Genomic DNA, 23,359 nt, shown 5'->3' with positions numbered 1-23,359 from the left:
CTGCTAAAGCAGGTTGAGCGGATAGCTGACGATCAACCGGTTCTCGTCGAACGCATTACTGCTGAAATCCCTGCGCATGGTCGAGTTGCGCCATTTCACCGACAGGTCCTTGAAGGTCCCTGCCTGCACTACATAGGCAAGCTCGGTCTCCCGGGCCCACTCCTTGCCATCGTCCACCCCGCCCGCATGCACGTTGTCACCCTTGATGTAGCGGTTCATCAGGGTCAGCCCGGGGATGCCCACGGTGACGAAGTTGAAGTCATGGCGCACCTGCCAGGAGCGCTCCTTGGCATTATCGAAGCTGGCGTTGTAGCTATCGTTGGCCAGGGTGCCGCCGCTGGTGCCGTTGACCCGCATCCAGGCGTCATCGCCACTGACCTTCTGCAGGCCGACGTAGAAGGTGTGGCCCTGGTAGCGCGCCGAGAGCATGGCCGAGGCGGTGCGGTTGTCGAGGTCGCCGGCGCGGGCGCTGCCGTCTTCCTTGCCGAGGAAGTAGCCCAGGTTGGCGCCCAGGGTCCAGTCGCCCAAGGGTTGGCTGTGCACCAGGTTCAGGTACTGCTGGCGGTAGATGTCCTTGAGGCGGGCGTCCCACAGGCCGACCATCGTGCGCTTGTCGTTGAAGCTGTATTCGCCACCGGCGAAGTTGAAGCGGTCGGAGGTGATGCCGGCGCGTCCCTGCATGAACATGTCTTCCATGCTCGCGTCGTTGCGCGGGCTGTTGCCGCGGAACTGGCCGGCATAGAGGGTCAGGCCGTCGATCTCCTTCGAGGTGAGCTGGCCGCCGCGGAACGTCTGCGGCAGCGAGCGGCCATCGTCCGAACGCAGGATCGGCAGCACCGGCATCCACTCGCCGACCTTGAGTTCGGTCTGCGACAGGCGCGCCTTCAGCGCCACGCCCAGGCGGCCGAAATCATCGGCCGGGCGGCCATCGTCATGCACCGGCAGCAGGTGGGTGCCGGCCGTGCCCTTGCCACCGTCGAGCTTGACCGAGTACAGCCCCAGCACGTCGATACCGAAGCCGACGGTGCCCTGGGTGAAGCCGGAACGGGCGTCGAGGATGAAGCTCTGGGTCCATTCCTCGGCCTTGCCCTGGGGGTTGGCCGGGTCGACGAAGTTGCGGTTGATGTAGAAGTTGCGCAGGTTGAGGCTGGCCTTGGCGTCCTCCAGAAAGCCGCTTTCGGCGGCGACGGCGGGCAAGGCGCAGGACAGGGCCAACAGGCCCGGCAGCAGCTGGCGTGCGGGTTGCAAAGTGCTCATCTGTCGTGGATCTCTTGTTTTTATTGGGCGAGCCGGGGCGCTGCGGGTGCGGGCCGCAGGGTCGGGCGTCTTAAGAGAGAGCTTGTGCAACGTTGCGTGGGCGATGGTGCGGGGGAGGGTGGGGGCGAGGCAATTCGTGGAACGCGGAATGGGGCGATTATCGAACGTAATGTTGGCTGACTGGTATCGCGGGGCAAGCCCGCTCCCACGGATACCTCAGGTTGAAGAGCAACGTGGGAGCGGGCTTGCCCCGCGATGAGGCCCGTACCGGCAACAAAAAGCCCACCGCAAGGGTGGGCTTGATGCGTTACCGGTCCAATCAGCCTTTCGGCGTCTGGATCGAGGCCTGCTGCTGGGTCTGCTCGTACCAGCCGCCACCGAGGGCCTTGTACAGGTTGACCTCGCTGACCAGCTGCGACAGGCGATCACCGATCAGCGACTGCTGGGCGCTGAACAGGTTGCGCTGGGCGTCGAGGAAGGTCAGGTTGCTGTCGATACCGATGCGGTAGCGGCGCTCGGCCAGTCGGTAGTAGTCCTGGTTCGCCGCCACCAGGTCGCGTTGCGCCTGCAGCTGCTCTTCGAACGTCTTGCGTGCGGCCAGGCCATCGGCGACTTCCTGGAAGGCGGTCTGGATGGTCTTCTCGTACTTGGCGACGTTGATGTCCTTCTGGATCTTCGAGTAGTCCAGGCTGGCCTTGAGGCTACCGGCATTGAAGATCGGCAGGTTGATCTGCGGCTGGAACAACCAGGTGCCCGAGCCACCCTTGAACAGCCCGCCCATGTCCGGGCTCAGGGTACCGGCGTTGGCGGTCAGGCTGATGCTTGGGAAGAACGCGGCGCGGGCGGCGCCGATGTTGGCGTTGGCGGCCTTGAGCAGGTGCTCGGCTTCCTGGATGTCCGGACGGCGCTGCAGGATGTCGGACGGCAGGCCCGCCGGCACTTCGGCCAGCTGGTCGGCATTGAGCTCCAGCGGCTTGGGCAGGTTGGCCGGCACGCCGGTACCCACCAGCACGGTGAGGCTGTTCAGGTCCTGGGCGACCAGGCGTTGGTACTGCGACAGCTTGACCCGCGCGCCTTCGACGGCGGTGCGGGCCTGGCTCAGGTCAAGTGCCGAGGCCACACCCACCTCATTGCTGCGGCGGGTCAGGTTGTAGCTCTCTTCGTACGTCTTGAGCGTTTCTTCGGTCAGCTTCAGCAGCGCCTGGTCGGCCTGCCAGGTGTAGTAGGCGTTGGCCACGCTGGCCACCAGGCTGATCTGCGTGGAGCGGCGCGCCTGCTCGCTGGACAGGTAGGTTTCCAGAGCCTGCTGGGTCAGGCTGCGCACGCGACCGAACAGGTCCAGTTCGTAGGCGCTGACACCCAGGGTGGCCGAGTATTGGCTGGTGATGTTCGCCTCACCGGTCTGCGACATGTTCGCCGGCACACGCTGGCGGCTGCCGCTGCCATTGGCCGACACGGCCGGGAACAGGTCGGCGCGCTGGATGCGGTACTGGGCGCGGTAGGCGTCGATGTTCAATGCCGCGACGCGCAGGTCGCGGTTGTTTTCCAGCGACGTCTGGATCAGCTGCTGCAGCGCCGGGTCGTGGAAGAACTGGCGCCAGCCCTGTTCTGCAGCGGCGACGTTGGCCGACTCGGTCGGCGAGTACGCAGGGCCTTGCGGCCACTGCGCGGCCACCGGCGCCTCGGGCGTCTGGTAGTCGGGGATCAGCGAGCAGCCGCCGAGGATGAAGGCGGTTACCGCCAGGGACAACAAAGACTTGGTCATTGCCCAGCCTCATAACGTGGAGTTTCAGGGGTGGCGTGTTCTTTCGGCTCTTTGCTGCCGAACAGCGACGACACTGCGACGAAGAATAGCGGTACCCAGAAGATGGCCAGCACGGTCGCACTGATCATGCCGCCGATCACGCCGGTACCGATGGCGTGCTGGCTACCGGCGCCGGCGCCGCTGGCGATGGTCAACGGTACCACGCCGAGGATGAACGCCAGCGAGGTCATGATGATCGGGCGCAGACGCATGCGGCACGCCTCGATCGCCGCGTCGTACAGGCTGCGGCCTTGCTCGTGCAGCTCCTTGGCGAACTCGACGATCAGGATGGCGTTCTTCGCCGCCAGGCCGATCGTGGTCAGCAGGCCGACCAGGAAGTACACGTCGTTGGACAACCCGCGCAGGCTGGTGGCGAGCAGGGCACCGATGATGCCCAGCGGTACCACGAGCACGACCGCGATCGGGATCGACCAGCTTTCATACAGCGCCGCCAGGCACAGGAACACGAACAGCACCGAGAGGGCGAACAGCGCCGGCATCTGCGAACCGGAGAGCTTTTCCTCGTAGGACATGCCGGTCCAGGAGTAGCCGATGCCGGTTGGCAGTTCGCCGGCGATGCGCTCGACTTCGGCCATGGCCTCACCGGTACTGTAGCCCGGGGCCGGGGTACCGAGGATCTCGACCGCTTCAACGCCGTTGTAGCGCGACAGCTTCGGCGAGCCATAGCTCCATTCGCCCTTGGCGAAGGAGGAGAACGGCACCATCTCGCCCTTGCCGTTGCGCACGTACCACTTCTGCAGGTCTTCCGGGCTCATCCGCGAGTTTGGCTCGCCCTGGATGTAGACCTTCTTGACCCGACCGCGGTCGATGAAGTCGTTGACGTAGCTACCGCCCAGGGCGATCGACAGGGTGTTGTTGATGTCGGCGATGGTCACGCCCAGGGCACTGGCGCGTTCGTCGTCGATGGTCAGCTGGTACTGCGGCTCGTCGTTCAGGCCGTTCGGACGCACGGCGCTGAGGATCTTGCTCTGCGCGGCCTTGGCCAGGAACTGGTTGCGCGCTTCCATCAGTTTCGCGTGGCCGACGCCGGCGCGGTCCTGGAGGAACACGTCGAAGCCGGTGGCGTTACCCAGTTCGAGCACCGCAGGCGGGGCGAAGGCGAACACCATCGCGTCGCGGAAGCTGAAGAAATGCATCTGCGCGCGCTGGGCGAGGGCGAACACGCTGTTCTCCTTCGAACGCTCGTCCCACGGCTTGAGCATGATGAACGCCATGCCCGAACTCTGGCCTCGACCGGCGAAGTTGAAACCGTTGACGGTGAACACCGATGCCACGGTGTCGGCTTCCTTGTCGAGCAGGTACTCGCGCATCTGGTCGACCACCACCTGGGTGCGCTCGGCACTGGAGCCGGCCGGGGTCTGCACCTGGGCGAACAGCACGCCCTGGTCTTCCTCGGGCAGGAACGCGGTGGGGATACGGGCGAACAGCCAGATCATGCCGACCACGATCAGGGCGTAGGCCAGCAGGAACGGGATCTTGTTGCGCAGGATGGTGCCGACGCTGCGTTCGTAGCCGACGACGCTGCGGTCGAAGTTGCGGTTGAACCAGCCGAAGAAGCCGCGCTTGGCCACATGGTGCTCGCCCTTCTTCAGCGGCTTGAGCATGGTGGCGCACAGGGCCGGGGTGAAGATCAGCGCCACCAGCACCGACAGGCCCATGGCCGAGACGATGGTGATGGAGAACTGGCGATAGATCACACCGGTGGAACCGCCGAAGAAGGCCATCGGCAGCAGTACCGCCGACAGGACCAGGGCGATACCCACCAGGGCGCCCTGGATCTGCTCCATGGAGCGCTTGGTTGCCTCCTTGGGCGGCAACCCTTCCTCGGACATCACCCGCTCGACGTTCTCCACCACGACGATGGCGTCGTCCACCAGCAAGCCGATGGCCAGGACCATGGCGAACATGGTCAGGGTGTTGATGCTGAAGCCCGCGGCGGCAAGGATGCCGAAGGTACCCAGCAACACCACCGGCACGGTCATGGTGGTGATGATGGTGGCGCGGAAGTTCTGCAGGAACAGGTACATTACCAGGAACACCAGGACCACGGCCTCGATCAGGGTGTGGATCACCCCGCTGATCGATTCGGTGACCACCGGCGTGGTGTCATACGGGAACACGGCCTTCACGCCCGGCGGGAAGAACGGCTCCAGGTCGCTGATGGTCGTGCGCAGCGCCTTGGCGGTGTCCAGGGCGTTGGCGCCGGTGGCCAGCTTGACCGCCAGGCCCGAGGCCGGTTTGCCGTTGTACTGGGCGCTGATGGCGTAGTTCTCGCCACCCAGGCCGACCGTGGCGACATCGCCCAGGCGTACCTGGGAGCCGTCGTTGTTGACCTTGAGCAGGATCTTCTCGAACTGCTCGGCGGTCTGCAGGCGGGTCTTGCCGATGATGGTCGCGTTGAGCTGGGTACCCGGCAGTGCCGGCAGGCCGCCGAGCTGGCCGGACGAGACCTGGACGTTCTGCGCGGCCACGGCGGTACGCACGTCGACCGGAGTCAGCTGGAACTTGTTCAGCTTGGCCGGATCCAGCCAGATACGCATGGCGTACTGCGCACCGAACACCTGGAAGTCACCGACGCCCGCAGTCCGCGAGATCGGGTCCTGCATGTTGGAGACGATATAGTTGGCCAGGTCGTCCTTGCTCATGCTGCCGTCTTCGGACACCAGGCCGATCACCAGCAGGAAGTTCTTCACGGCCTTGGTGACGCGGATACCTTGCTGTTGCACTTCCTGCGGCAGCAGCGGGGTGGCCAGGTTCAGCTTGTTCTGTACCTGGACCTGCGCGGTGTCGGAGTTGGTGCCCTGCTCGAAGGTGGCGGTGATGGTCATGCTGCCGTCGGAGTTACTTTCCGACGACACATAACGCAGGTTGTCGATACCGTTGAGCTGTTGCTCGATCACCTGCACCACGGTGTCCTGCACGGTCTGCGCCGAGGCGCCCGGGTAGGTCACGGAGATGGCGATGGCCGGCGGGGCGATGCTCGGATACTGGTTGATCGGCAGCTTCAGGATCGACAGGGCGCCGACCAGCATGATCACCAGGGCGATCACCCAGGCGAAGATCGGGCGATCGATAAAGAACTTCGACATGGTTTACTCCGCTTTGGCGTCGGCTTTGGCCGTGTTGGCCTGAGCAGGGCCGGCCGGCTTCTTGACGTTGGTGGCTTCGCTGACCTTGACCTCGACGCCCGGGCGCACGAACTGCAGCCCTTCGGTGATCAGACGGTCGCCCGGGTTCAGGCCTTCCTCGATCAGCCAGTCACTGCCCAGGGTGCGGCTGGCCTTGAGCTGGCGCAGTTCGACCTTGTTCTCCTGGTTGACCACCAATGCGGTCGGCGCGCCCTTGAGGTCGCGGGTCACGCCCTGTTGCGGGGCCAGGATGGCGTTGGCGTTGACCCCGGCCTTGAGCCGCGCATGGACGAACATGCCGGGCAGCAGGGTGTGGTCGGGGTTGGGGAAGATCGCGCGCAGGGTGACCGAGCCGGTGGTCTCGTCGACCGCGACTTCGGAGAACTCCAGGCGACCCTGTTGCTTGAACAGGCTGCCGTCTTCCAGCACCAGCTGCACCTGGGCGGCGTTGTCGCCGGCCTTCTGCAGTTGGCCGCTTTCCAGGTCACGGCGCAGCTTGAGCAGCTCGGCGGTGGACTGGGTGACGTCGACGTAGATCGGGTCGAGCTGCTGGATGGTGGCCATGGCGTTGGTCTGGCCGTTGTTCACCAGGGCGCCTTCGGTGACCGAGGAGCGGCCGATACGGCCACTGATCGGAGCCAGCACCTTGGTGTAGCGCAGGTCGATCTGGGCGCTCTTGAGCGACGCCTCGGCCTGCAATCGTTTGGCATTGGCGTCGTCGTATTCCTGCTTGGAGACGGCCTGCTCGTCGATCAGTTGCTTGTAGCGTTCGGCCAGCGAGCGGGTAGCCTGCAGGTTGGCCTGGGCGTTGGCCAGGGTCGCCTCGTAGACGGCCGGGTCGATCTGGTAGAGCTGCTGCCCTTCCTTGACGTCGGTGCCTTCCTTGAACAGGCGCTTGAGAATGATGCCGTTCACCTGCGGGCGAACCTCGGCCACACGGTAGGCGCTGGTGCGCCCCGGCAGTTCCGAGGTCAGGGTGAAGGCTTGCGGTTGCACGGTCACGACGCCGACCTGAGGAGCCTGCGGCGCAGGCGCTGCTTCCTCTTTCTTACAGCCACTGAGCAGGGTTGCCAGGGCCACGGCGGAAACCAGGGCGGTTACGGCTGGCTTGAATTGCATGAGGATCCTCGGGTCGCAGGAGCAAGGGAGCTCAAGAATATAGTGGAAGAGTCTTAAGAGAAAAACGCTATCCGGTGGATAAATAGCTTGCTAAGGAATATACTTACATTCATGGTTGTTTGTAAATACCGTCGGTGAGTCGCCGCGGATCGTCCACATGCACCCGGGAGTGGCCCATGAAGCGCTCGCCCCGGCCCGATTCCCGTCCGCCAGCTGAGCGGGCGGGGCCTGATGAGGTTGTACTGCCATGGTCCGTCGAACCAAAGAAGAAGCCCAGGAAACCCGTGCCCAGATCATCGAGGCGGCGGAAAAGGCCTTCTACAAGCGCGGGGTCGCGCGTACCACCCTGGCCGACATCGCCGAGCTCGCGGGGGTGACCCGCGGGGCGATCTACTGGCATTTCAGCAACAAGGCGGAACTGGTGCAGGCGCTGCTCGACAGCCTGCACGAGACCCATGACCACCTGGCCCGGGCCAGTGAAAGCGAGGACGAACTCGACCCGCTCGGCTGCATGCGCAAGCTGTTGCTGCAAGTGTTCAACGAGCTGGTGCTCGATGCCCGTACCCGGCGTATCAATGAAATCCTGCATCACAAGTGCGAGTTCACCGACGACATGTGTGAGATTCGCCAGCAACGCCAGGGCGCGGTGCTGGACTGCCATCAGAGCGTTGCCCTGGCCTTGGGCAATGCGGTACGTCGTGGCCAGTTGCCCGCCGAGCTCGATATCGAGCGGGCGGCGGTGGCCATGTTTGCCTATGTGGACGGCCTGATCGGCCGCTGGCTGCTGCTGCCGGACAGCTTCGACCTGTTGGGCGATGTCGAAAAATGGGTCGACACCGGGCTGGATATGCTGCGCTTGAGCCCGGGCTTGCGCAAATGACACTTTGTTAAGGATTGTGAGGAAGTGTTACTCCTTTCCGGTTAAGGCAGAATTAATACTGTGGGAGCAGGCTTTTAGCGCCCACGCAACTGCCGGTCCGGCAGTGCCAGCGCCGCCAGCAGCCCGATAAGCGACGCTCCGGCGCTGACCAGCAACAGGTCGCGGAAGGTTTCCAGCAAGCGCGCCTGGGTCTGCGGATCCGCCTCTCCCGCTTTGAGGCTGCCCAATAGCGGATTGCCCAACATTTCGAAACCACCCTGGTGCAATAGCGCTAGCAGCAGGCTGGACATGCACGCCACCCCCATCGCCCCGCCAAGCGAGCGGAACAGGTTGGTGGTACTGGTCGCCACGCCGATGTCCCGGCTGTCCACCGCGCTTTGCGTGCCCACCAGCGAGGTGGGGAACTGCAGGCCGCAGGCGATGCCGGTGAGCAGCATGAACAGCGCGCCGAGCAACTCCGATTGCGGCGGCGTCAGCGCCATGGCGGCGATGGCCATTGGCATCAGCAGCGCTCCGGTGAGGATCTGTGGCTTGAAGCGGCCGGTGCGGCTGGTCATGCGCCCGCCGGTGAAGGCGCCGATGGGCAGCCCCATGGCCAGCGGCAGCAGGTGCAGTGCCGCGCTGTCGGCGCCGGCACCAGTGATACCCTGGAAGCGCAGGGGCATGAGCATGGTCAGCGAGATCGACTGGAAGCTGGCGAAGAAGATCACGCACCAGCACAGCACCGCGACCCGGTTGCCAAACAGGCCCAGCGGCAGCAGCGGCTCGCGGCAACGGCGCTCGTGGGCGATGAACGCCAGCAGCCCAAACAGCGCGCAGCCCAGCAGCGCCAGCACCTGCGACGACAGCCAGGCATGCCCCTGGCCGACCAGGGTGATGCCCAGCAGCAGGCTGCCCAGGCCGAGGATCATCAACACTGCGCCCAGGTAGTCCACACGGGCCTCGCGGCGCTTGACCGACAAGCCGTCCAGCGCCCGGTGGATCACCCACAGGGCGACCAGCCCCAGCGGCAGGTTGATCCAGAACACCCAGCGCCAGGACAGGTACTCGGTGAGCCAACCGCCGAGCACCGGCCCGGCGACACTGGCCAAGGCATACATGCTGCTGAAATAGCCCTGGTAGCGCCCGCGCTCGCGGGGCGGCACGAAGTCGCCGATGATCGCCTGGCTCACCGACACCATGCCGCCGGCACCGATGCCCTGGAGCACCCGCGCCAGCACCAGCTGCGGCATGTCCTGGGCCAGGCCGCAGGCCACCGAAGCCAGGGTGAACAGGGCGGTGCCGGTGAGGATCATGCGCCGCCGGCCATACAGGTCGCCGAGCTTGCCGTAGATCGGCACGGCGATGGTCATGGCCACCATGTAGCCGGAGATGACCCAGGCCAGCAGCCCGACATCATTGAACTGCGCGGAAATCGCCGGCATCGACACGGCGACGATGGTCTGGTCGAGGGCGCCGAGAAAGATTGCCAGCATCAGGGCGGTCAGGACGCTACGCAGGACGGTGGGGGGCAGGGCGGCGGTCACGGTGGATACCTTGTGGTCAGCGCTGACGCGATCGCGAGGCATCGTGGGAGCGGCGGTGCGCCGATGCGACTTGCCCCGCGATGGGCTCATTCATGGTGGAGCATTGTAACCTGAGTTACATAGCTACCTATGTACTCCATGCATCCCCTATGCAAGATCGGCATTGGCGCATTCATCCAGCGCTGCATGACCGCGTGATATCGTGGCAGGGCCGCAGAGGCTGAAATCCGGGGCCTGCACCAGCATGGTGCAGCCATTTGCCGCAGGGTTTCGCGTCGCTGTATGTCCACACCTTCTATTCCTCTGCCTGCATGTCGAGCATGACCGCCCAGATGGCGACGGTTGGAACAGTCAGGTAGACCCGATACAGGGGTCGGTAGTCAGCCGTTCACCATTTCTCATTGTTCAAGCGGAGTGATCATGCCCAAGGCTTCCCACCACGATCTGCGTTTTGCCTTCCGCGAGCTGCTTGCTTCAGGTTCGTGCTATCACACCGCTTCGGTCTTCGACCCGATGTCCGCCCGTATCGCCGCGGACCTGGGCTTCGAAGTCGGCATCCTCGGCGGCTCGGTCGCCTCGTTGCAGGTCCTGGCCGCGCCGGACTTCGCCCTGATTACCCTCAGCGAGTTCGTCGAGCAGGCCACCCGTATCGGTCGCGTCGCCCAGTTGCCGGTGCTCGCCGACGCCGACCACGGCTATGGCAATGCGCTTAACGTGATGCGCACGGTCATCGAACTGGAGCGCGCCGGCGTGGCCGCGCTGACCATCGAGGACACCTTGCTGCCGGCCCAGTTCGGCCGCAAGTCCACCGACCTGATCTCGGTGGAGGAGGGCGTGGGCAAGATCCGCGCGGCGCTGGAGGCGCGTGTCGACTCGGCGCTGGCGATCATTGCCAGGACCAATGCCGGCGTGCTCACCACCGAGGAAATCATCGTCCGTACCCAGAGCTACCAGAAGGCCGGCGCCGATGGCATCTGCATGGTGGGGGTGAAGGACTTCGAGCAGTTGGAGCAGATCGCCGAGCACCTGAGCGTGCCGCTGATGCTGGTCACCTACGCCAACCCGAACCTGCGTGACGACGAGCGCCTGGCGCGCCTGGGCGTGCGCATCGTGGTCGATGGCCATGCCGCCTACTTCGCCGCGATCAAGGCCACCTACGACTGCCTGCGCCAGCAGCGCGGCCAGCAGCACAAGTCGGACAGCCTCGGCGCCACCGAGCTTTCGCACACCTACACCCAGCCCGAGGACTACATCCGCTGGGCCAAGGAGTACATGAGCGTCGAGGAGTGATGCACTCTACCTGACGGCGCTCAGCGTTGCGCTGTGGGGAACGCAGTGCTCGTGGACGCAGCTGGCGGCCGCGTTGGGCTGGCTGCGCAGCAGCTCGACCCGCCAGCAGGCCGAGCCGTAGAGCCCGGCCACCGCGACCAGGGCGAAGACGAGGGCGCAACGCCTGGATTTGATGCTCATGGTGCGGACCTCCTGTTGGTGCAACAGGTGATACCTTCAAGCATAGGCCTTGTGCGCGGATCTGCATGGCCTGGACTCAGCTCAATCCCTTGTCCCACTCCGGCTCGTCGCCGAACCGCTGCGCCAGGAAGTCCAGCATGCTGCGCAGCGTCGCCGGCATGTGCTTGCGCGAGGTGTATACCGCATTCAGGGTCAGCTCCCGTGGCCTGGCATGCGGCAACAGCCGCACCAGCTCGCCACTGCGCAACGCGGCCGCCGCCTGATAGGTGGGCAACATGGCGATGCCGGCGTGGGCCAGGGCGGCTTTCTGCAGGGTCATGGCCTCGTTGGCGCTGATATTGCCCTGCACCGGCACGGCGACGTTCTGCCCATCCACCTCGAAATGCCACAGGCTATGACCGAAGTAGGCGTGGGTCAGGCAGTTGTGCCGGCTCAGCTCCTCGACCTGGCGCGGCGTGCCGTGCTCGCGCAGGTAGGCAGGGCTGGCGCAGACCACCGAGCGGCACACGCTCAGGCGCCGGGCGATGAGGTTGGGGTCGACATCGTTGCTGGTGCGGATGGCCAGGTCGATGCGCTCGTCCACCAGGTTGACGGTGCGGTCGAGCATCTGCAGTTCCACCTTCACCCCGGGGTAGCGTTTGACATAGGCGGCCAGTGCATCCACCAGCTGGGCTTGGCCGAACGAAGTGCTGACGCTGATGCGCAGTTCACCGCGGGGGGCGTCGTCCGGCTGGCGCACGGCGTTCTGCAGGTCGCCGGCCAGCTCCAGCAACTGGCGGCAGCGGGGCAGGGTTTCGAGACCCGCCGCCGTCAGACTGAGCTTGCGCGTGGTGCGTTGCATCAGGCGCGCGCCGACCCAGTCCTCGAGCTCCGCCAGGTAGCGTGATACCACGGGCCTGGAAAGCTCCAGATGATCCGCCGCGGCCGACTGGCTGCCCAGGTCGACGACGGTGACGAATACGCGCATGGCGTTGAGGCGGTCCATGATCTGTCCGATTTCAGAAACAAACTATGTCGAAGCATCGCATTTTTTGTATTGGTTCGGGCAACTAAGCTTGCCTGCATCGTCCCACTCACAGGATCTTGCGATGTCTCTTCTCACTCCCCTGCGCGGCCTGCTGCTGGCTTGTCTCACCCTCGGCGGCCAGGCCATGGCCAGCGAACCGCTCAAGCTCGAAGCCTACAACCCTGGTCACGCGGCGATCTTTCCGGTCAGCTCGGTGATCGTCAGCGGCGCCCACGATGCCATCCTGGTCGACGCGCAGTTCGGCAAAGGCCAGGCCGAGCAGGTGGTCGAACGCCTGCGTGCCAGCGGCAAGCAACTGACCACTATCTATGTCAGCCATGGCGATCCGGATTACTACTTTGGCCTGGACACCATCACCCAGGCGTTTCCCAAGGCCCGGGTGGTCGCCTCGGCCGCCACTGTCGAGCACATCCGCAAGACCATGGACGCCAAGCTGGCCTACTGGGGCCCGCAGATGGGCGCGGACAAGCCGGCACGCCTGGTGGTGCCGCAGGTCCTCAAGGGCAATCGCCTGGAGCTGGAAGGCCAGGCACTGGAGGTTGTCGGCCTGGACGGTCCACAGCCGGACCGCAGCTTCGTCTGGATTCCCTCGATCAAGGCAGTGGTCGGTGGCGTGGTGGTTTCCGAGCACATCCACGTGTGGATGGCCGACACCCAGACCGCGCAATCCCACACCGACTGGCTGAGCACCCTGGCGAAGATCGAGCAGCTTGCTCCGCGCACGGTGATCCCTGGGCATTACCTGGGCGACAGCAGCCGCTCGCTGGACGCGGTGCGCTTCACCGCCGGCTACATCCGGGACTTCGATACCGAAGCCGCCAAGGCCGCCGATTCCGCCGCGCTGATCGCGGCGATGAAGCAACGCTACCCGAACCTTGGCGACGAGAGCTCCCTGGAACTGGGGGCCAAGGTCGCCAAGGGCGAGATGAAGTGGTAATCCCTTTCAACCTGTTGGAGTGTTTCCCATGAGCAAGATCGCAATCATCGGCGCCACCGGGCGCGCCGGCAGCCAATTGCTGGAAGAGGCCTTGCGCCGTGGCCACAGTGTGGTGGCCATCGCCCGGGATCCAGGTAGCCTGCAAGGCCGTGACGGCGTGACGGTCAAGGCGCTGGATGCCAAGGACAGCGCTGCCCTGCAGGCGGCCGTGGCGGGCTGCGACGCGGTGCTCAGCGCGGCGCACTTTTCCACTATCGAGCCGGGCGCGATCATCGAGCCGGTCAAGCGGGCCGGGGTCAAGCGCCTGCTGGTGGTGGGCGGGGCCGGCAGCCTGCTGCTGCCGTCCGGGCACCGGGTGATCGACAGCCCGGACTTTCCTGAGGCCTACAAGGCCGAGGCCAGTGCCGGGGTGCATTTTCTTGAAGCGCTGCGCCGCGAGCCGACCCTGGACTGGACCTTCCTGTCGCCGTCGGCGGAGTTCGTCGAAGGTGAGCGCAGCGGGCACTACACCCTGGGCAAGGACCACCTGCTGATCGGCGCCGATGGCAAAAGCTGGATCACCTTTGCCGACTACGCCATCGCCATGCTCGACGAGCTGGATAAACCGGCGCATTCGCGGGCGCGGTTCACAGTGGGCTACTGAGTCGCGCGGTACCTGTAGGAGCGGCCTTGTGCCGCGAAAGGGCTGCAAAGCAGCCCAGGATTTCAGCGACAAATCAGAAATCGCCGGGGCCGCTATGCGGCCCTTTCGCGACACAAGGCCGCTCCTACAGGGGATGCGCAAGGCTTGAGGCACGCGCCTGCAGCCACTCCATCAACTCGACCAGCCCCGCGGGCATGGTCTTCGACGGGCTCACCAGGTAATAGCCCTTCCCGGTCGTCACCTTCAGCTCGAACGGCATGCACAACCGGCCCGTGCGCAGGTCGTCGCCGATCAGCGAGAAATCGCCGATGGCGATTCCCGTCCCTTGAGAGGCCATGGCCATCGCCATGTCCAACGTCTCGAAATGCTGCTTCGGCCCCTGGGGCTCGAACCCGGCATCGGCCGCCTGCAACCACAGTCGCCAGTCATGTTCGTCCCTCGAAGGGTGCAGCAGCATCTGCCGCGCCAGGTCCCGCAACTGCAAGGGGCCGCTCGATAACGATGGCGCGCAGACCGGCGTCAGCTGTTCGTCGAACAGTTTGCGTACCTGCAGCCCATGGTTCGGCGCCGCGCCATACACCACGGCCGCATCGAAGCCCTCGCGGCGAAAATCCACGCCATGCTGCACCGTGGTGGTCAACTCCACCGGCACATCCGGGCGCAGTGCCTGCCATTCCAGCAAGCGTGGCAGCAGCCAGCGCATCACACAGGTCGGCGCCTTGAGCTGGAGTGTCGCGCTGCGTCCGCCGACCTCGCGCACGCCTTGTTCGATCAGGGTGAAGACCTGCTGCACTCGGGGCAGCCAGTCCTGTCCTTCGCGGGTCAGCGCCAGGCCTCGGGCCTGGCGCTGGAACAGCGCGTAGCCCAGGTGTTCCTCGAGCCCGGCGATCTGCCGACTGACCGCGCCCTGGGTGATATGCAGCTGTTGCGCGGCGCGGGTGAAGTTGCAGTGCTGGGCGGTCACCAGGAAGGTGTGCAGGGCGGGGAGGGGCGGCAGGCGTTTCATCGTGACAAGCCATGATGTGGGGTCATGGCTAGTATGTGTTTTTTTGCATTGTGGCGGTAGTCGGCGCTTGGTTCCATGAGCACAGGTCTCAACAAGAATCGGGTACTCGATGATGGCAACCTGTGGTGAAGTGCTGGTCAAACTCCTCGAAGGCTATGGCGTCGATCATGTCTTCGGCATTCCCGGTGTGCATACCGTGGAACTCTACCGCGGCCTGGCCGCCTCTTCGATCCGTCACATCACCCCGCGCCACGAGCAGGGGGCCGGGTTCATGGCCGACGGCTACTCGCGTACCCGGGGCAAGCCTGGGGTGTGCTTCATCATCACCGGCCCGGGCATGACCAACATCACCACTGCCATGGGCCAGGCCTACGCCGACTCGATCCCGATGCTGGTGATTTCCAGCGTGCAATCGCGCAGCCAACTGGGCGGCGGACGCGGCAAGCTGCACGAACTGCCCAACCAGGCCGGCCTGGTCGCGGGGGTGGCGGCGTTCTCGCACACGTTGATGAGCGCCGATGACCTGCCCGAGGTGCTGGCCCGCGCCTTCGCCGTGTTCGACGGTGCCCGCCCGCGCCCGGTGCATATCGAGATCCCGCTGGATGTGCTGGTGGAACCCGCCGATCACCTGTTGCCGGGCCGGGTGGTGCGCACCACCCGTGCCGGCGCCGCGCCACAGACCGTGCAGCGCATGGCCGTGCGCCTGGCCAAGGCGCGGCGTCCGCTGATCCTCGCTGGTGGCGGTGCGCTGGAGGCGGGCGCCGGGCTGGTGCGGCTGGCCGAGCACCTGCAGGCGCCGGTGGCGCTGACCATCAACGCCAAGGGGTTGTTGCCCGCCAACCATCCGCTGCAGATCGGCTCGACCCAGACCCTGCCGGCCACCCGTGCGCTGGTGGCCGAGGCCGACGTGGTGCTGGCCATCGGCACCGAACTGGCCGAAACCGACTACGACGTGACCTTCAAGGGTGGTTTCGAGATTCCCGGCAGCCTGTTGCGGATCGATATCGACCCGGACCAGACGGTCCGTAACTACCTGCCCGAACTGGCCTTGGTGGCCGATGCCGCCCAGGCCACCGAAGCGCTGTTGGTGGCCCTGAACCTGCAGGCGCAACCACCGCGCGATAGCGATTGGGGCGCGGCGCGGGCCGCCCGCCTGCGCCAGGACAATGCAGCCAGCTGGGACCAGCCGACCCTGAGCCAGACCCGTCTGCTGACCAGCATCCTGCAAACCCTGCCGGACGCCATCCTGGTGGGCGACTCGACCCAGCCGGTCTATACCGGCAACCTGACCCTGGACATGGCCAGGCCGCGTCGCTGGTTCAATGCCTCGACCGGTTACGGCACGCTGGGCTACGCGTTGCCGGCCGCCATGGGCGCCTGGCTGGGCAGCGCCGAGTCGCCCGCCGCACGCGCACCGGCGGTTTGCCTGATCGGTGACGGTGGGCTGCAGTTCACCCTGCCCGAGCTGGCCAGCGCGGTCGAGGCGCAGGTGCCGCTGATCGTGCTGCTGTGGAACAACCAGGGGTATGAGGAAATCAAGAAGTACATGGTCAACCGGGCTATCGAGCCGGTCGGCGTGGACATCCATACCCCGGACTTCATTGGCGTGGCGCGGGCGTTGGGGGCCGAAGCCGAGAACGTGGGCGATGTGGGGCAGTTGCAGGCGGCGTTGGGTCGGGCAGTGGAGCGTCAGGGACCGACCTTGATCCATGTGGATCAAGGTCAGTGGCAGCGGGCGGTTCAGGGCTGAAGCTTTAGCGAGGGCTTTGCCCTCGATCGCGGGGCAAGCCCGCTCCTACAGTTGCCCGATGTTTGTCTCTTTTCAGCTGGCGCTGGCGCGCAGGCGCGCCACGTCGCGAATCGGCGGCGCGCCGTACAAGCGGCTGTACTCGCGGCTGAACTGCGACGGGCTTTCATAACCTACCCGGTAGCCGGCCACCGCAGCCTCCAGTCCGTCGTTGAGCATCAGTCGCCGCGCCTCCTGCAGGCGCAGCTGTTTCTGGTACTGCAACGGGCTCATCGAGGTCACCGCCTTGAAACGGTGGTGCAGGGTCGAGGTGCTGAGGTTGACCTCGCGTGCCAGGTCCTCGATGCGCAAGGGCTCCTGGTAATGCCGGTTGAGCCAGGCGATGGCCTGGCATACCCGGTGGGTCTGGCTGCTGGACAGGGCGATCTCGCACAGGCGCCAGCCCTGGGGGCCGCGCAGCACACGGTACATCAGTTCGCGGCGCACCAGTGGGGCGAGCACGGCGATATCCCGCGGGCTGTCGAGCAAGCGCACCAGGCGCAGCAGCGTGTCGAGCAGTTGCGGATCGCTTTTCTCCACGAACAGTCCACGGCCGGAAGCCTGGCCAGGGACCAGTATCGGCCCGCTCTCGGCTATCAACTGGCTGATCTGCGCCGGATCGATGTCCAGGCGCAGGCCCAGACAGGGATTCTCTGGGCTGGCTTCGAGCAGGGCGCCGGTGATGGGCAGCGTCACCGAGACCACCATGTAGTGCAGCGGGTCGTAGGTATAGCGCTCGTCGCCCAGAAACAGGGTCTTGCTGCCCTGGGCCAGGATGCACAAGGCTGGTTGCGCCAGGGCCGGCATGCCGCGCACATCCTCTTCGTAGCGCGTCAGGTACAGGTCTTCGATGGCCGACACCGAGCCATGGGGGCCTTGGGCGTGACGCCGGATCAGCCCGGCCAGCTCCTGGCGTTGCTGCTCCAGAAGCGGATCGAGGGGCGTGGATGAAGTCATGGCGGGATTCCTCTGCTGACCGACGCAGCATAGGTTTGGGCAATGGCAGATGCTAGTCGAAAGCTGCAGATCGATTGCCTGATCCTGCCGCGCTGCAGGATCAGGCAATCGGCCGGCAGTAATGGCCTAACGGCCCGCGCGGGCGAACCCCTAACCTTGGCAGCCTGGTTTTCCCGTCCGTAGCGCTTCAAGGAGATCGTTCATGACCCAGCAGCAACCGGTCACACACCTGGCTTTCATCCGCGCCAGCAACGGTCGTTCCGCGGAACTCGGCGTGCGCCTGCGCGACCTGCTCGAGCCGTCGCGACGTGCGCCGGGCTGCCTGAGCTTCAGCGTGCAGCGCTCGCAGGTCGATGCCGACCTGTGGCTGCTCAGCGGCAGCTGGTGCGACCAGCAGGCGATGAGTGGCTATTTCGCCTCGCCCACTCTCGACGTGTTCGGGGAGCTGGTGCAGGAGCAGGTGGTCAGCAGCCTCGACCTGCATACTTTCGCCTAGCGTGTAGAATGCCGCCCTCGATCACACAGGCGCAGAGCGACATGGCACGTAGAGAATTCCCCCACTTCGAAACGGTTTCGGCAATGGTTCCGGTGCAAGGCGGCGGCTACCACGCGGCGATCGCCGTGAAGGCCCTGGGCATGGGGGGCGCGCCGCGCTTTCACAAAGTGCTGGATGGGCAGGTGTTCCAGTCGGCGATCACCGCCGACGAGGCCGCGTGTGCCGAACTCGAACGCCTGCAGGGCGTGAGCGAGGAAGGTGAACTGATCTTCTGATCAGACCTGTGGGCGCGCCATCTTGAACAACTCGCCCAGCGCAAAGTAGTCGGCCGGGCCGCCGCCACGCAGGATCGGCTCGGCGGCGGCGGTGTCGTAGATACCGTCTTTCAACAGGTGCTCGGCAATGTGCACCGCCACCACCTCGCCGAGGATCAGCCAGCTGGGCACCGGCTCCTGGTCCGCACGCTTGAGCTGGACGATCTGGCTGACCTTGCATTCGAAACTCACCGGGCTTTCGCCGACACGCGGCACCTTGACCACCTTCGAGGCGGTCGGGGTGAGGCCGCTGAGCACGAACTCGTCGACATCCGCCGCCACGGCGGCGCAGCTCTGGTTCATTCGCTCCGCCAGTGGGCGGGTGGCCAGGTTCCAGACGAACTCACCGGTCTGCTCGATGTTGTTCAGGCTGTCTTTGCGCCCGACGCTGCAGAAACCGATGATCGGAGGGATGTAGTTGAAGGCGTTGAAGAAGCTGTAGGGCGCCAGGTTCAGACGGCCTTCGCGGTCGTGGCTGGAGATCCAGCCGATGGGGCGTGGGCCGACGATGGCGTTGAACGGGTCGTGGGGCAGGCCGTGGCCTTTTGCGGGTTCGTAGTAGTACATCTGCGCAAGGCCGCGAGGCCCTTCCTGGTGGGGGACAAGGCGCCTAGTGTGCCAAGGCTTGGCCCGGCTGCAAATGATCAAGCCCGGCCGAAGCCGGGCTGGTTGCACGCATCAGCGATCAGCTGATGCGGTGGCCGTTGGTGCGGTCGAAGCCATCTTCGGCGAAGCGCTGGCCGCCGGTGCGGTCGAAGCCGTCTTCTGCGAAGCGTTGGCCGCCGGTGCGGTCGAAGCCGTCTTCGGCGAAGCGTTGGCCGCCGGTGCGGTCGAAGCCGTCTTCTGCGAAGCGTTGGCCGCCGGTGCGATCGAAGCCGTCTTCTGCGAAGCGCTGGCCGCCGGTACGATCAAAGCCATCTTCTGCGTAGGTGGCCGATTGGCTCTGCACGGCAGCGAAGGTGTGGGCGCCGGTACGATCGAAGCCGTCTTCGGCAAAGGCACCAGTGGTCAGAACAGAGAGGGCGAGGGTGAGGATCAGTTTGTTTTTCATGGTCGTTGCTCCGGTGAGTTGCTAGGGGTTGTTGTTTCTATGGGTTCAATGCTACGCCTATAAAATCGATAAAAAAGCGCAAAAAATAGCGCATACGAATCTGTTTATTCGATTGTTTAGGGTGCGGCTATCCCTGGCCTGCAGTGGGCATCGCGTGTGGCGTGCAGCACGACCGCCAATGAATTTTCCAGTTCGACAAAGATGAAAGGCGGAAATTAATGGGGAGTTAAGGGCACGCGAGCCTGGGGATTAAGCAATCAACGGATTTTTCATGCGGCTCAAACCGATTTTTCAGGCTTCGCTCGCCACCATCGCCGCACTTGAACCCCTGGAGCGGCACACCCATGAACAAACTCCCGCAAATCACCTTGGCCTTCTGGGTCATGAAGATCTGCGCCACCACCCTCGGCGAGACGGCCGGCGACCTGCTGTCGATGACCCTGGACATCGGCTACGCCATGAGTTCGCTGTTGCTCATCAGCGTGTTCCTGGTGACCCTGGTCACACAGCTCTACTCACGCCGTTACCACCCGATGCTGTACTGGCTGGTGATCCTCTCCACCAGTACCGCCGGTACTACCATGTCCGACTTCATGGACCGGACCCTGGGCCTGGGCTACGCCATGGGCTCGGCACTGCTGATCGGCATTCTCCTGCTGACCTTTGCCCTGTGGCGCCTGAGCGGCAACCCGCTGGACGTCAGTCGCATCCGCAATCGTGGTGGCGAGCTGTTCTATTGGGTTGCGATCCTGTTCTCCAACACCCTGGGCACCGCCCTGGGCGATTACCTGGCCGATGATTCCGGCCTGGGCTTCGCTGGTGGCGCGCTGCTGATCGGCTCGGCGATCGCGCTGGTGGCCGCAGCCCGCTACTGGACGAAGATCTCGGGCGTCGTGCTGTTCTGGATCGCCTTCGTTCTCACTCGTCCGTTCGGTGCCACGCTGGGCGACGTGCTGACCAAGTCACACGAGAAAGGCGGGTTGGACTTCGGCACAGTGGGTTCTTCGCTGGTGCTTGGCGGCGTGCTGCTGGTACTGGTGCTGATGGCCACCTATTACCAGCGTCGCGAGCCGCAGCGGGTGGCCGAGCTGTCGTAACCATGGATTGGCCGGCTTGACCGGCCTTGCTCAGATCTCTTGAGTATTGATCCTGTAGCGGGTGCTGCGCCCACCGCCGGGCAGGCGAACCAGGCAGTGCTTGTCCAGCAGGTCGGAAAGGTGTCGGGTGGCCGTGGCCTTGGAGACCTTGGCCACCGCCTGGTACTGGCTGGCGCTGATACCGGCCTCGAACCCGCGAGGCCCACCATCGAGCAGGCGGTTGAGCACCTTGACCTGTTCGGGCAACAAGCCGTCGCCACGATGGATCAGCCAGAAGCGTGCCTTGGCCAGCACCCGGTCGATGCGCACCAGCGCTTGCTGGAGGCTGCGCAGCAAGGTGGCAAGGAACCAGGCCAGCCACTGTGTGACGTCCAGGCCGCCGCGCTGGCTGCTTTCAAGGACTGCGTAGTAGCCGGCCCGGTCTTCCAGGATGCTGCTGGACATGGCGTAGAAACGGACCGCCCGTTGCTCGCCCTGGGCCAATGCCAGGTCTGTGATGGCGCGGGCCAGACGGCCATTGCCATCGGCGAAGGGGTGCAAGGTGACGAACCAGAAATGGGCGAGCCCCGCGCGTAGCAGGGGGTCGAGTTGCCGATCGCTGCGGCTGTTCTCGAACCAGTCGAGAAACTGCCGCACCCGCTGCTCCAGGCCGGTACGCGGCGGTGCTTCGAAATGCACCCTGGGTTTGTCGATACGCCCCGACACCACTTGCATTGGAGCATCGTCGCGCCATTCACCGACTGGCAGGGGCGGTGCGAGTGAATCGTCATGTTCGGGGAACAGCCAGCAGTGCCACAGGAACAGGCGTTGCTGATCCAGTGGCCGAACATAGCCCATGGCCGCGTCCACCATCAGTTCGGCCAAGCCCTCGCTGCGTGTCGTGGTCGTCCCCGGCTCAGCGATGCCGAGCCGGCGGGCCAGGGAAGAGCGAACGGACTCTACATTGAGCTGCTCGCCCTCGATGGCCGAGGACGTGACAATGTTCTGCAGCAGGGTATCGAGCGTATCGAGGTTGGCATTGGCCTCGGTCACCGCCCCCGCTCTGCCCAGCAGGCAGCCCTGCGCCTGGACGCAGTCCCTGAGCAAGGTTGCCAATTGCGACGCATCCCAACGAAAGTCGGGCCAGTCGGCCTGCTGCCAGACCCAGGCGGTGTCTGCAGCCGTGTGCGCTTTTGGGTTCATGAGCCAAATAATAGCGCCATTCGGCTCAGTATGTGAGCCGAATGGCGCTATTATTCGGCTCACAATCCATTAAAAAGGGGCGCCCGGTCATCCGGAGCGCCCCTTTTCACGTTCGGCGAGCAGGGATCAGTCGGTGGTGATCCGCGAATGCTGCTTGGTGTCCTTCATGGTCGCGTAAACCAGCAGCGAACAGGCGATGCAGGCGGTGACGTACCAGTAGAAGCCGGTCTCCATGCCGATGCTCTTGAACCACAGGGCCACGTACTCGGCGGTGCCGCCGAAGATCGACACGGTCAGTGCGTACGGCAGGCCGACGCCCAGGGCGCGGATCTCGGTCGGGAACAGCTCGGCCTTGACCACTGCGTTGATCGAGGTGTAGCCGCTGACGATGATCAGCGCGGCCATGATCAGGAAGAACGCGCCCCACCAGGTCTGGATGGTGTGCAGGGTGCTGAGGATCGGCACGGTGAAGAGGGTACCAAGCACGCCGAAGGCGATCAGGATCGGGCGTCGGCCGATCTTGTCGGACAGTCCGCCGATCACTGGTTGCAGGCACATGAACAGGAACAGCGTGGCCGCCGAGATGGTGGTCGAATCGCTGATGCTCATGCCCACGGTGTTGACCAGGTACTTCTGCATGTAGGTGGTGTAGGTGTAGAAGGCCAGGGTGCCGCCCATGGTCAGGCCGACCACGGTCATCAGCTCCTTGGGGTGACGCAGCAGGGTGCGCATCAGGTTTTCCTTGGACTTCTCCTTCTTGGTGAAGGACGCGGTCTCTTCCATGCCGCGGCGCAGGTACAGGGCGACCACCGCGCACAGCGCGCCGATCACGAACGGTACGCGCCAGCCCCAGGCATACAGCTCCTCGGTGGTCAGGGTGTTCTGCAGGACGATCAGCACCGCCAGGGCGATGAGCTGACCCGAGATCAGGGTGACGTACTGGAAACTGGAGAAGAAACCACGGCGTTCCTTGCTGGCCATCTCGCTGAGATAAGTGGCCGAGGTACCGTACTCACCACCTACCGACAGGCCCTGCATCAGGCGGGCGACGACCAGCAGGATCGGCGCGGCGACGCCGATGGTCTCGTAGCCCGGCGTCAGGGCGATGACCAGGGAGCCTGCGCACATCAGCAGCACCGAGGCCATCAGTGCCGCCTTGCGGCCCTTGCGGTCGGCATACAGGCCCATCAGCCAGCCACCGATCGGGCGCATGAGGAAGCCCACGGCGAAGATCGCGGCGGTGTTGAGCAGTTGGGCGGTGGTGTCGCCGGCGGGGAAGAAGGCCTTGGCGAAGTACAGCGAGAATGCGGCGTAGACGTACCAGTCGTACCATTCGACCATGTTGCCGATGGAACCACTGAAGATCGATTTGAGGCGGCTGGCGGTGGACTTTTGCGCGGCGGGCGCAACGGCCGCCCCGGTGGGCAGAGTGCTGGCGTTATCCATCAGGGATACCTTCTCGTTGTTTTTGTGGAGCGCGCTCGAGGCGCAGCTTGAGAAGGGTTTTGCAGGAGGTGTGCCAGATGAGTGCGTGGTGATCCATTCGAGGGCGTCGCGGGGCAAGCCTGCTTCCACGCAAAGCCTGTGCCGCCTGCGTTTCAGGGACCTTCGTGGGAGCGGGCTTGTCCCGCGATGAGGTGTGAAACAACGGCACCAGA

Annotated in this window: 21 protein-coding genes; 8 read left to right on the top strand and 13 right to left on the bottom strand. The window is 64.9% G+C overall.

What is annotated here, in order from left to right:
* Positions 1-3: 3 nt before the first annotated feature.
* From VUG52_RS21875 to ttgA, 4 genes are all read right to left on the bottom strand, one after another.
* Entirely contained in the window at positions 4-1,257 is a 1,254-nt protein-coding gene (locus VUG52_RS21875; protein ID WP_050703919.1) for an OprD family porin, read from the bottom strand.
* A gap of 319 nt (positions 1,258-1,576) precedes the next feature.
* Positions 1,577-3,022, bottom strand: coding sequence for an AdeC/AdeK/OprM family multidrug efflux complex outer membrane factor (locus tag VUG52_RS21870; protein ID WP_050703920.1), 1,446 nt, complete (start codon positions 3,020-3,022; stop codon positions 1,577-1,579).
* Positions 3,019-6,171, bottom strand: coding sequence for a multidrug efflux RND transporter permease subunit TtgB (ttgB, locus tag VUG52_RS21865; RefSeq protein WP_050703921.1), 3,153 nt, complete (start codon positions 6,169-6,171; stop codon positions 3,019-3,021). Before ttgB ends, VUG52_RS21870 begins: the two co-directional genes overlap by 4 nt.
* Positions 6,172-6,174: 3 nt before the next feature.
* Positions 6,175-7,329, bottom strand: a complete 1,155-nt coding sequence (gene ttgA, locus VUG52_RS21860; protein ID WP_028690204.1) for a toluene efflux RND transporter periplasmic adaptor subunit TtgA — start codon at positions 7,327-7,329, stop codon at positions 6,175-6,177.
* Positions 7,330-7,576: 247 nt separating this feature from the next.
* Between ttgA and ttgR the strand changes: the two genes are divergently transcribed.
* Positions 7,577-8,209, top strand: coding sequence for an efflux transport transcriptional regulator TtgR (ttgR, locus tag VUG52_RS21855; protein WP_050703922.1), 633 nt, complete (start codon positions 7,577-7,579; stop codon positions 8,207-8,209).
* Positions 8,210-8,283: 74 nt separating this feature from the next.
* Here ttgR and VUG52_RS21850 read toward each other — a convergent pair whose 3' ends face one another.
* Entirely contained in the window at positions 8,284-9,825 is a 1,542-nt protein-coding gene (locus VUG52_RS21850) for an MDR family MFS transporter (protein ID WP_371263122.1), read from the bottom strand.
* A 330-nt stretch (positions 9,826-10,155) separates the two neighbouring features.
* On the opposite strand from VUG52_RS21850, the gene VUG52_RS21845 reads away from it, so the two are divergent.
* Positions 10,156-11,025: an isocitrate lyase/PEP mutase family protein gene (locus VUG52_RS21845; protein WP_028690201.1), complete on the top strand. Its 870-nt coding sequence runs from the start codon at positions 10,156-10,158 to the stop codon at positions 11,023-11,025.
* A gap of 6 nt (positions 11,026-11,031) precedes the next feature.
* Here VUG52_RS21845 and VUG52_RS21840 read toward each other — a convergent pair whose 3' ends face one another.
* Both VUG52_RS21840 and VUG52_RS21835 read right to left on the bottom strand, forming a co-directional pair.
* Positions 11,032-11,205 carry a hypothetical protein gene (locus VUG52_RS21840; protein WP_177330819.1) on the bottom strand — a complete coding sequence of 58 codons (174 nt, stop codon included), beginning with the start codon at positions 11,203-11,205 and terminating at the stop codon, positions 11,032-11,034.
* Between the two features lie 76 nt (positions 11,206-11,281).
* Positions 11,282-12,190, bottom strand: a complete 909-nt coding sequence (locus VUG52_RS21835) for a LysR family transcriptional regulator (protein WP_028690200.1) — start codon at positions 12,188-12,190, stop codon at positions 11,282-11,284.
* Between the two features lie 103 nt (positions 12,191-12,293).
* Here VUG52_RS21835 and VUG52_RS21830 point away from each other — a divergent pair, with 103 nt between their 5' ends.
* A complete protein-coding gene (locus tag VUG52_RS21830) occupies positions 12,294-13,169 on the top strand; it encodes an MBL fold metallo-hydrolase (RefSeq protein WP_050703924.1) in 876 nt (291 codons plus the stop codon).
* Positions 13,170-13,197: 28 nt separating this feature from the next.
* Positions 13,198-13,812: an NAD(P)-dependent oxidoreductase gene (locus VUG52_RS21825; RefSeq protein WP_331832072.1), complete on the top strand. Its 615-nt coding sequence runs from the start codon at positions 13,198-13,200 to the stop codon at positions 13,810-13,812.
* Positions 13,813-13,936: 124 nt separating this feature from the next.
* On the opposite strand, the gene VUG52_RS21820 is transcribed toward VUG52_RS21825, so the two are convergent.
* On the bottom strand, positions 13,937-14,818 hold the full coding sequence (locus VUG52_RS21820; protein WP_050703926.1) for a LysR substrate-binding domain-containing protein: 882 nt from the start codon (positions 14,816-14,818) through the stop codon (positions 13,937-13,939).
* Positions 14,819-14,930: 112 nt separating this feature from the next.
* Here VUG52_RS21820 and VUG52_RS21815 point away from each other — a divergent pair, with 112 nt between their 5' ends.
* Entirely contained in the window at positions 14,931-16,568 is a 1,638-nt protein-coding gene (locus VUG52_RS21815) for a 5-guanidino-2-oxopentanoate decarboxylase (RefSeq protein WP_050703996.1), read from the top strand.
* Positions 16,569-16,640: 72 nt separating this feature from the next.
* On the opposite strand, the gene VUG52_RS21810 is transcribed toward VUG52_RS21815, so the two are convergent.
* The gene (locus tag VUG52_RS21810; RefSeq protein ID WP_050703927.1) at positions 16,641-17,561 is read right to left on the bottom strand and encodes an AraC family transcriptional regulator; all 921 of its coding nucleotides are present in this window, start codon (positions 17,559-17,561) and stop codon (positions 16,641-16,643) included.
* Positions 17,562-17,763: 202 nt separating this feature from the next.
* Between VUG52_RS21810 and VUG52_RS21805 the strand changes: the two genes are divergently transcribed.
* Both VUG52_RS21805 and VUG52_RS21800 read left to right on the top strand, forming a co-directional pair.
* On the top strand, positions 17,764-18,057 hold the full coding sequence (locus VUG52_RS21805; RefSeq protein ID WP_050703928.1) for a putative quinol monooxygenase: 294 nt from the start codon (positions 17,764-17,766) through the stop codon (positions 18,055-18,057).
* 8 nt (positions 18,058-18,065) lie between these two features.
* On the top strand, positions 18,066-18,332 hold the full coding sequence (locus VUG52_RS21800) for a hypothetical protein (protein ID WP_050703929.1): 267 nt from the start codon (positions 18,066-18,068) through the stop codon (positions 18,330-18,332).
* Here the strand turns inward: VUG52_RS21800 and VUG52_RS21795 are convergent, their stop codons facing one another.
* Both VUG52_RS21795 and VUG52_RS21790 read right to left on the bottom strand, forming a co-directional pair.
* The gene (locus VUG52_RS21795; protein ID WP_050703930.1) at positions 18,333-18,938 is read right to left on the bottom strand and encodes a flavin reductase family protein; all 606 of its coding nucleotides are present in this window, start codon (positions 18,936-18,938) and stop codon (positions 18,333-18,335) included.
* A 118-nt stretch (positions 18,939-19,056) separates the two neighbouring features.
* A complete protein-coding gene (locus VUG52_RS21790) occupies positions 19,057-19,422 on the bottom strand; it encodes a hypothetical protein (RefSeq protein WP_050703931.1) in 366 nt (121 codons plus the stop codon).
* 344 nt (positions 19,423-19,766) lie between these two features.
* On the opposite strand from VUG52_RS21790, the gene VUG52_RS21785 reads away from it, so the two are divergent.
* Positions 19,767-20,519 carry a COG4705 family protein gene (locus VUG52_RS21785; RefSeq protein WP_050703932.1) on the top strand — a complete coding sequence of 251 codons (753 nt, stop codon included), beginning with the start codon at positions 19,767-19,769 and terminating at the stop codon, positions 20,517-20,519.
* Between the two features lie 30 nt (positions 20,520-20,549).
* Here VUG52_RS21785 and VUG52_RS21780 read toward each other — a convergent pair whose 3' ends face one another.
* Both VUG52_RS21780 and VUG52_RS21775 read right to left on the bottom strand, forming a co-directional pair.
* On the bottom strand, positions 20,550-21,701 hold the full coding sequence (locus VUG52_RS21780) for a Fic family protein (RefSeq protein WP_050703933.1): 1,152 nt from the start codon (positions 21,699-21,701) through the stop codon (positions 20,550-20,552).
* A 126-nt stretch (positions 21,702-21,827) separates the two neighbouring features.
* Positions 21,828-23,147 carry an MFS transporter gene (locus tag VUG52_RS21775; protein ID WP_050703934.1) on the bottom strand — a complete coding sequence of 440 codons (1,320 nt, stop codon included), beginning with the start codon at positions 23,145-23,147 and terminating at the stop codon, positions 21,828-21,830.
* Between the last annotated feature and the right edge of the window lie 212 nt (positions 23,148-23,359).

It is taken from the genome of Pseudomonas sp. LH21 (assembly GCF_036549575.1).
GTDB classification, from domain to species: Bacteria; Pseudomonadota; Gammaproteobacteria; order Pseudomonadales; family Pseudomonadaceae; genus Aquipseudomonas; species Aquipseudomonas peradeniyensis.
Note: the sequence above shows the minus strand (reverse complement) of the source record. Positions and strands in the feature narration are given on the sequence as shown.

Bases quoted from the DNA above. Each gene is read 5' to 3' on its own strand.
- VUG52_RS21810 (WP_050703927.1), bottom strand. From the start codon at position 17,561: ATGACTTCATCCACGCCCCTCGATCCGCTTCTGGAGCAGCAACGCCAG.
- VUG52_RS21840 (WP_177330819.1), bottom strand. From the start codon at position 11,205: ATGAGCATCAAATCCAGGCGTTGCGCCCTCGTCTTCGCCCTGGTCGCG.
- VUG52_RS21800 (WP_050703929.1), top strand. From the start codon at position 18,066: ATGCCGCCCTCGATCACACAGGCGCAGAGCGACATGGCACGTAGAGAA.
- VUG52_RS21850 (WP_371263122.1), bottom strand. From the start codon at position 9,825: ATGAGCCCATCGCGGGGCAAGTCGCATCGGCGCACCGCCGCTCCCACG.
- VUG52_RS21845 (WP_028690201.1), top strand. From the start codon at position 10,156: ATGCCCAAGGCTTCCCACCACGATCTGCGTTTTGCCTTCCGCGAGCTG.
- VUG52_RS21785 (WP_050703932.1), top strand. From the start codon at position 19,767: ATGAACAAACTCCCGCAAATCACCTTGGCCTTCTGGGTCATGAAGATC.
- VUG52_RS21780 (WP_050703933.1), bottom strand. From the start codon at position 21,701: ATGAACCCAAAAGCGCACACGGCTGCAGACACCGCCTGGGTCTGGCAG.
- VUG52_RS21805 (WP_050703928.1), top strand. From the start codon at position 17,764: ATGACCCAGCAGCAACCGGTCACACACCTGGCTTTCATCCGCGCCAGC.
- VUG52_RS21775 (WP_050703934.1), bottom strand. From the start codon at position 23,147: ATGGATAACGCCAGCACTCTGCCCACCGGGGCGGCCGTTGCGCCCGCC.
- VUG52_RS21795 (WP_050703930.1), bottom strand. From the start codon at position 18,938: ATGTACTACTACGAACCCGCAAAAGGCCACGGCCTGCCCCACGACCCG.
- VUG52_RS21835 (WP_028690200.1), bottom strand. From the start codon at position 12,190: ATGGACCGCCTCAACGCCATGCGCGTATTCGTCACCGTCGTCGACCTG.
- ttgA (WP_028690204.1), bottom strand. From the start codon at position 7,329: ATGCAATTCAAGCCAGCCGTAACCGCCCTGGTTTCCGCCGTGGCCCTG.
- ttgB (WP_050703921.1), bottom strand. From the start codon at position 6,171: ATGTCGAAGTTCTTTATCGATCGCCCGATCTTCGCCTGGGTGATCGCC.
- VUG52_RS21875 (WP_050703919.1), bottom strand. From the start codon at position 1,257: ATGAGCACTTTGCAACCCGCACGCCAGCTGCTGCCGGGCCTGTTGGCC.
- VUG52_RS21870 (WP_050703920.1), bottom strand. From the start codon at position 3,022: ATGACCAAGTCTTTGTTGTCCCTGGCGGTAACCGCCTTCATCCTCGGC.
- VUG52_RS21830 (WP_050703924.1), top strand. From the start codon at position 12,294: ATGTCTCTTCTCACTCCCCTGCGCGGCCTGCTGCTGGCTTGTCTCACC.
- ttgR (WP_050703922.1), top strand. From the start codon at position 7,577: ATGGTCCGTCGAACCAAAGAAGAAGCCCAGGAAACCCGTGCCCAGATC.
- VUG52_RS21815 (WP_050703996.1), top strand. From the start codon at position 14,931: ATGGCAACCTGTGGTGAAGTGCTGGTCAAACTCCTCGAAGGCTATGGC.
- VUG52_RS21790 (WP_050703931.1), bottom strand. From the start codon at position 19,422: ATGAAAAACAAACTGATCCTCACCCTCGCCCTCTCTGTTCTGACCACT.
- VUG52_RS21820 (WP_050703926.1), bottom strand. From the start codon at position 14,818: ATGAAACGCCTGCCGCCCCTCCCCGCCCTGCACACCTTCCTGGTGACC.
- VUG52_RS21825 (WP_331832072.1), top strand. From the start codon at position 13,198: ATGAGCAAGATCGCAATCATCGGCGCCACCGGGCGCGCCGGCAGCCAA.